General features: G+C 46.7%; 8 protein-coding genes and 2 tRNA genes. 9 read left to right on the plus strand and 1 reads right to left on the minus strand.

The window, feature by feature from the left end; genetic code table 11:
• Positions 1-90 precede the first annotated feature (90 nt).
• Entirely contained in the window at positions 91-747 is a 657-nt protein-coding gene (locus AB5026_RS14370) for a YigZ family protein (RefSeq protein ID WP_022426677.1), read from the plus strand.
• A gap of 104 nt (positions 748-851) precedes the next feature.
• Here AB5026_RS14370 and AB5026_RS14375 read toward each other — a convergent pair whose 3' ends face one another.
• Positions 852-1370 carry a peptidylprolyl isomerase gene (locus AB5026_RS14375; protein WP_021651510.1) on the minus strand — a complete coding sequence of 173 codons (519 nt, stop codon included), beginning with the start codon at positions 1368-1370 and terminating at the stop codon, positions 852-854.
• A 93-nt stretch (positions 1371-1463) separates the two neighbouring features.
• On the opposite strand from AB5026_RS14375, the gene tsaE reads away from it, so the two are divergent.
• From tsaE to AB5026_RS14415, 8 genes are all read left to right on the plus strand, one after another.
• Entirely contained in the window at positions 1464-1904 is a 441-nt protein-coding gene (tsaE, locus tag AB5026_RS14380; protein WP_178817871.1) for a tRNA (adenosine(37)-N6)-threonylcarbamoyltransferase complex ATPase subunit type 1 TsaE, read from the plus strand.
• Positions 1901-2626: a tRNA (adenosine(37)-N6)-threonylcarbamoyltransferase complex dimerization subunit type 1 TsaB gene (gene tsaB / locus AB5026_RS14385; protein ID WP_178817873.1), complete on the plus strand. Its 726-nt coding sequence runs from the start codon at positions 1901-1903 to the stop codon at positions 2624-2626. Before tsaE ends, tsaB begins: the two co-directional genes overlap by 4 nt.
• A complete protein-coding gene (gene rimI, locus AB5026_RS14390; RefSeq protein ID WP_015525920.1) occupies positions 2623-3066 on the plus strand; it encodes a ribosomal protein S18-alanine N-acetyltransferase in 444 nt (147 codons plus the stop codon). Before tsaB ends, rimI begins: the two co-directional genes overlap by 4 nt.
• A 77-nt stretch (positions 3067-3143) precedes the next feature.
• The gene (locus tag AB5026_RS14395; protein ID WP_118752818.1) at positions 3144-4055 is read left to right on the plus strand and encodes a ribonuclease Z; all 912 of its coding nucleotides are present in this window, start codon (positions 3144-3146) and stop codon (positions 4053-4055) included.
• Positions 4056-4060: 5 nt separating this feature from the next.
• Positions 4061-5080 (plus strand): tRNA (adenosine(37)-N6)-threonylcarbamoyltransferase complex transferase subunit TsaD, encoded by a 1020-nt coding sequence (tsaD, locus tag AB5026_RS14400; RefSeq protein WP_015525918.1) that lies wholly within the window; start codon positions 4061-4063, stop codon positions 5078-5080.
• Between the two features lie 21 nt (positions 5081-5101).
• On the plus strand, positions 5102-5806 hold the full coding sequence (gene ispD, locus AB5026_RS14405) for a 2-C-methyl-D-erythritol 4-phosphate cytidylyltransferase (protein WP_059086829.1): 705 nt from the start codon (positions 5102-5104) through the stop codon (positions 5804-5806).
• Positions 5807-5996: 190 nt separating this feature from the next.
• Positions 5997-6082, plus strand: a tRNA-Ser gene (locus AB5026_RS14410).
• A 138-nt stretch (positions 6083-6220) separates the two neighbouring features.
• Positions 6221-6309, plus strand: a tRNA-Ser gene (locus AB5026_RS14415).
• Positions 6310-6477: the final 168 nt, after the last annotated feature.

Consider the following 6477-nt stretch of genomic DNA (forward strand, 5'->3'; position numbering starts at 1 on the left):
TATACATTGTGCAATGAAGATAATTATTATACAATAAAGAAAACTCTGCCTGAAACAGAGGGTTGGATATAGATAACGGAGGCGTAAACCATGCTGGAACATTATAAAACCATATACGAAGGCGGCGAAGGCGAACTTGTGGAAAAAAAATCCCGTTTCATCGCAACCGTCCGTCCTGTGGAAACAGAAGAAGAGGCCCTTGCCTTTATCGAAGAAATGAAAAAAAAATACTGGGATGCACGTCATAACTGCTATGTATATTCCGTAGGGATGAACCGGGAAGCCACCCGCTGCAGTGATGACGGAGAACCATCCGGAACAGCCGGAAGGCCTATGCTGGATGTGCTTCTGGGAGCCGGGATCTATAATGCGGCCATTGTGGTGACCAGATATTTTGGAGGTGTCCTTCTTGGGACAGGAGGGCTTGTGCGGGCATATTCCGGTGCAGTCCAGGCAGGACTGGCGGCAAGTACCGTCATTGAGAAGCATCATGGGATCTCTCTTCAAGTGACGACGGATTATACAGGGATCGGAAAGATCCAGTATATCGCAGGAGAAAGAAGTTTGCCGATCCTGGATTCCGAATATACCGACAAGGTTGTCCTGAAGCTTCTTGTGCCGGATGATCAGGTCGAAGAGGTGAAGAAGGCGATCACAGAAGGAACAAACGGAAGAGCCGGACTTGAGAAGGATGCAGAACTGTATTTTGCGAAAGTAAACGGAGAAGTGAAGACCTTCGAAAAGTAAAAGAAAAGAGAATGTCAGTATAAAAATACCCCGGGAAGAGGGCAGATGATCTGCGTTACAGTCTGCTCTTCGCGGGGCTTTTTTATTTCAGAAAATTATGCCTGTTAGCATTTCTCCGGTTCCGGATAATCCACACCAAAGGTATCAACAGTCATGGAGCTGATCTTCTGTTCGTCAAGAGGACGGTCACTGTAGTCCGTGTCTGTTTCTGCGATCGCATTAACAACATCCATGCCCTCAATGATCTGACCGAATGCAGCATAGCTACCGTCAAGATGCGGAGCAGCCTTGTGCATGATAAAGAACTGGCTTCCGGCAGAGTTCGGATTCATGGCTCTTGCCATGGAGAGAACACCTGGTGTATGCTTCAGGTCGTTTTTGAAACGGTTCTGGGAGAACTCACCCTTGATGCTGTATCCCGGGCCACCCATACCGGTTCCGTCCGGGCATCCGCCCTGGATCATAAAGCCGTTGATGACACGGTGGAAGATCAGGCCGTCATAAAAGCCTTTTTTTACAAGGCTGATGAAGTTATTTACTGTGTTCGGGGCAACTTCCGGATATAATTCCGCTTTCATTACATCGCCATTATCCATTGTGATGGTAACGATAGGATTTGCCATAGTTTTCGCACTCCTTTTCAAAAAGTATTGTATTTCGCTGTTCGCTCTATTATAATATGCAAAGAATAATTGTGCAAGAAAAAGGTGGAAAATATGGTCATAGAAACGCATGATCCTGAGGAAACATTCGAGGTCGGAAGGACGATCGGAATGAATGCGAAGCCGGGACAGATCTACACACTGACAGGCGATCTGGGAGTTGGAAAAACCGTGTTCACACAGGGAGTGGCAGCAGGTCTTGGAATTACAGAACCTGTAAACAGCCCTACGTTTACCATTATCCAGGAATATGAAGACGGACGTCTGCCATTTTATCATTTTGATGTATATCGTATCGGGGATCTGGAAGAAATGGAAGAGATCGGATACGATGATTATTTTTTCGGGCAGGGAATCTGTCTGATCGAATGGGCGGAACTCATTGAGGAGATCCTGCCGGAAAAAAGGATCGAAGTTACCATTGAAAAAGATCTTGAGAGGGGCTTTGAATACAGAAAGATCACCATTGAGGAGAGAGGAGAAAAGACAGAATGAGAGTTTTGGCACTGGACAGTTCCGGAATCGTGGCATCCGTAGCCGTTGTGGAGGACGATACACTGGTAGCGGAATATACAGTTAATTATAAGAAAACACATTCCCAGACGCTTCTTCCCATGCTGGATGAGATCGTGAAGATGACAGAGCTGGATCTGAAGACGATTGACGCTATTGCGGTAGCCAAGGGACCGGGCTCTTTTACCGGACTCCGTATTGGCTCTGCCACAGCCAAGGGACTTGGACTTGCCCTTGACAAACCACTGGTCGGGATTCCGACTGTGGAGGCACTGGCCTATAATATCTATGATGTAAACGGACTGATCTGTCCGATCATGGATGCCAGAAGAAAGCAGGTTTATACGGGAATCTATCGTTACGAGGATCACAGGCTCATGACGGTAAAGGATCAGATGGCAGTGGGAATTGAGGAGCTTCTTTCCATGCTGAATGAGATGGGAGAAGCCGTAACATTCCTCGGAGACGGAGTCCCGGTATTTAAAGATATCATCGCAGATAAGCTTACTGTACCGTTTTCTTTTGCACCGGCCCATCTTTCCAGACAGAGAGCAGGTGCTGTAGGTGCACTTGGTGTCCTTTATTATAAAGAAGGCAGAACCGAGACAGCGGCTGAGCACAAACCGGATTATCTCCGTGTTTCACAGGCTGAGCGGGAGCGTGCCCAGAAACTGAAAAAAGGATCAGAAGGGGAAAACGCATGATCTTAAGAGAAATGCTTGTGGATGATCTGGATCAGGTTATGGAGATCGAAGAGGAACTTTTTTCAGTCCCCTGGACAAAAGAGGGATTTCTGACATTTCTTATGAAAGAGAATGGGATGTTTCTTGTTGTGGAAGAAAAGGGCCGGATCCTGGGATATTGTGGTCTTCTTACGGTGCTGGATGAGGGGGATGTGACCAATGTGGCTGTCCGCAGAGACCGTCAGAGAGAGGGAATCGGAAATTTCCTTATGGAAAGTATGATCCGTCTGGCAGAAGAGCGTGGGATCACCATGATCCATCTGGAGGTCCGGGCAGGAAATGAGACTGCGATCCGGCTTTATGAACGTCAGGGATTTGTGCGGGATGGCCTGCGAAAGGGATACTATACAGATCCCACAGAGGATGCTGTTCTTATGACACGCACCGCAGTTTCTGAATAGGCTTACCCGGGAGAGGTACTTGTCTGTACGGGATAAGTATGCTAAACTTTGCCACAGAACAGGAAAAGAGGAAAAATATGTTAGATGTTTGTTTACTTGGCTGCGGAGGAATGATGCCGCTGCCACGCAGATGGCTCACCGCACTGATGACCCGTTATAACGGCAGCAGTCTGATGATCGATTGCGGGGAAGGCACCCAGGTGGCCATTAAAGAAAAGGGCTGGAGCTTCAAGCCTATTGATGTGATCTGTTTTACCCATTATCATGGGGATCATATCAGCGGACTTCCGGGACTTCTTTTGACTATGGGAAATGCAGACCGCACAGAACCGCTGACTCTGGTAGGCCCAAGAGGACTGGAACGTGTGGTAAGCGCACTTCGTGTGATCGCACCGGAGCTGCCCTTTGAAATTAAATTTATCGAGATCACGAAACCGGAGGAAGTTCTGGAACTGAATGGGTACCGGATCACTGCATTTCGGGTGAACCATAATGTTACCTGCTACGGATATACCCTTGAGATCCTGCGCCAGGGAAAATTTTCTCCTGACAGTGCCAGTGCACATGAGATCCCGCTGAAATTCTGGAATCCGCTGCAGAAGGGACAGACTGTGGAGGATGAAGGAAGGATCTACACACCGGATATGGTGCTTGGTCCGCCAAGAAAAGGGATCAAGCTTACCTATACCACAGATACCAGACCGACAGAGTCTATTTTACGTAATGCAAAAGATTCCGATCTTTTTATCTGTGAGGGAATGTACGGTGAAGATGACAAGATCGAAAAGGCAAAAGGCTACAAACACATGACGTTTCGTGAAGCGGCCACTCTTGCCCGTGATGCGGAAGTGGGGGAAATGTGGCTGACCCATTACAGCCCTTCTCTGGTACGTCCGGATGATTACATGGATACAGTACGTGAGATCTTTCCGAAGGCATGGCCGGGAAAAGACGGGAAGAGTGTGGAACTGAATTTTGAAGAGGACTGAAAAAAATGAAAGATACATTAATTCTTGGTATTGAGAGCTCCTGTGATGAAACGGCAGCCTCCGTTGTAAAAAACGGAAGGACTGTCTTATCAAACGTGATTTCCTCACAGATCGAGATCCATAAACTGTACGGAGGTGTTGTACCGGAGATCGCCTCCAGAAATCATATAGAAAGGATCAACCAGGTCATCCAGGAAGCGCTGGACGAGGCAAATGTCACTCTGGATGATATTGATGCTATCGGTGTAACCTATGGACCGGGGCTTGTCGGTGCACTTCTTGTAGGTGTGGCAGAAGCCAAGGCCATTGCCTATGCAAGAAACCTGCCACTGGTAGGCGTGCATCATATAGAAGGCCATGTTTCTGCCAATTATATTGAGCATCCGGATCTGGAACCGCCGTTTCTCTGTGCCATTGTATCCGGTGGACACACCCATCTTGTTATTGTGAAGGACTATGGCCAGTTTGAGATCCTGGGCCGAACCAGAGACGATGCGGCAGGTGAGGCATTTGATAAGGTTGCACGTGCCATTGGGCTGGGATATCCGGGAGGACCGAAGATCGATAAGCTGGCAAAGGAAGGAAATCCGGACGCTATCGAGTTTCCACGTGCAAAAATCGGTGAAAATCCATATGATTTCAGCTTCAGCGGCGTGAAGTCCGCAGTTCTTAATTATTTAAACGGGGCAAAAATGAAAGGTGAGGAAGTAAACCGTGCAGATATCGCGGCATCCTTCCAGAAGGCGGTTGTTGACGTACTGGTAGAGCATACCATGCAGGCAGCAGCTGATTTTGGTATGAAAAAGGTTGCCATTGCAGGAGGTGTTGCTTCCAACGGAGCACTTCGCACTGCTATGGAAAAAGCATGTACAGAACGTGGATACAAATTTTACCGTCCGTCACCGATCTTCTGTACGGATAACGCAGCGATGATCGGTGTGGCAGCTTACTATGAATATATCAGGGGAACACGCCACAGCTGGGATCTGAATGCGGTTCCGAACCTGAAGCTTGGCGAAAGATAAAAGAATCCGGGGTAATTGATCATGGGAGAGTGCAGAAATACAGCTATTGTCCTGGCAGCAGGCCAGGGAAAGAGAATGCACAGCAAAATACAGAAGCAGTTTATGGAGCTTGACGGGATGCCGGTGCTCTGTTATTCTCTGCGCTGTTTTCAGGAAAGTCCGCTGATCAGGGATGTGATCCTGGTAACAGGGGAGGAGTATGTTTTCTGGTGCAAAGAAGAAATCGTGGAAAAATATGGTTTTACAAAGATTTCTGCTGTAGTATCCGGCGGAAAAGAACGGTACGATTCTGTTTATGAAGGACTTCGTGCGTGTAAAGACACAGAGTATGTGCTGATCCATGACGGTGCCAGACCATTTATTGATCATGGGATCATTGAAAGAGGACTTATGGCAGCAGCACAGACAGGTGCCAGTGTTACAGGCATGCCTTCCAAGGATACAGTTAAGATCGCAGATGAGGATGGGAATGTCAGTGAAACTCCGGATCGCAGCAGTGTATGGATCGTCCAGACTCCGCAGATCTTTCAGTACCCACTGATCTATGGCGCATATACCAGCATTCGGCAGAAGGAAATGACAGGAATTACAGATGATGCCATGGTTGCAGAACATGAGACCGGGGTGAAGATCCGCTTTTCAGAAGGTTCTTATCGCAATATCAAGATCACAACACCGGAAGATCTGGTGGTTGCGGAGGCATTTTTGAAGGAAAACAGAGAGTAGAATAGAGAGTAGAACAGAGAGTAGAACAGGGTGAAAATCCCGGTAAATATGGACATATAGCAGAAATTGAAGCTATATGTCCAATTTTTTGAAAAAAATATCAAATTTGTTATTGACAGGGGAGATATTTGATGATAGAATACAACATGCGCTGACAAAACAGCACAAAAAATGTTGAAAAACATTATATGGAGAGATATCGAAGTGGTCATAACGAGGCGGTCTTGAAAACCGTTTGTCCGCAAGGGCGCGTGGGTTCGAATCCCACTCTCTCCGTTTGTCAAATACAGAATAAAAACTTTTTAAAAAAGTTAAAAAAGTACTTGACAACATAAAAGATACGAGATATAATATCACCTGTCGCTGAGAACGGCAGAGATAAATATCGGAACTACTTAGTAAGTAGGGCAATTTGGAGAAGTACCCAAGCTGGCCGAAGGGGCTCCCCTGGAAAGGGAGTAGGTCGTTAACGCGGCGCGAGGGTTCAAATCCCTCCTTCTCCGTTTTGATTTTTTTGAAGACTAAATACTTCAAAAAAATTAAAAAAAGTTCTTGACAAGCAGTTGAGAATGAGATAAAATGAACAAGCTGTCCGAGAGACAGACACAACAAACCTTGATAACTAAACAGTGAAACACATACGATTCTCGAAAATTTCTTTACATTTAAAG

This window comes from Blautia sp. RTP21359st1_E11_RTP21359_211015 (genome assembly GCF_040910705.1).
In the GTDB taxonomy this organism is placed as follows: Bacteria; Bacillota; Clostridia; order Lachnospirales; family Lachnospiraceae; genus Blautia_A; species Blautia_A fusiformis.

Coding starts and splice junctions, on each gene's coding strand:
- AB5026_RS14370 (WP_022426677.1), top strand. CDS start 91: ATGCTGGAACATTATAAAACCATATACGAAGGCGGCGAAGGCGAACTT.
- AB5026_RS14375 (WP_021651510.1), bottom strand. CDS start 1,370: ATGGCAAATCCTATCGTTACCATCACAATGGATAATGGCGATGTAATG.
- tsaE (WP_178817871.1), top strand. CDS start 1,464: ATGGTCATAGAAACGCATGATCCTGAGGAAACATTCGAGGTCGGAAGG.
- tsaB (WP_178817873.1), top strand. CDS start 1,901: ATGAGAGTTTTGGCACTGGACAGTTCCGGAATCGTGGCATCCGTAGCC.
- rimI (WP_015525920.1), top strand. CDS start 2,623: ATGATCTTAAGAGAAATGCTTGTGGATGATCTGGATCAGGTTATGGAG.
- AB5026_RS14395 (WP_118752818.1), top strand. CDS start 3,144: ATGTTAGATGTTTGTTTACTTGGCTGCGGAGGAATGATGCCGCTGCCA.
- tsaD (WP_015525918.1), top strand. CDS start 4,061: ATGAAAGATACATTAATTCTTGGTATTGAGAGCTCCTGTGATGAAACG.
- ispD (WP_059086829.1), top strand. CDS start 5,102: ATGGGAGAGTGCAGAAATACAGCTATTGTCCTGGCAGCAGGCCAGGGA.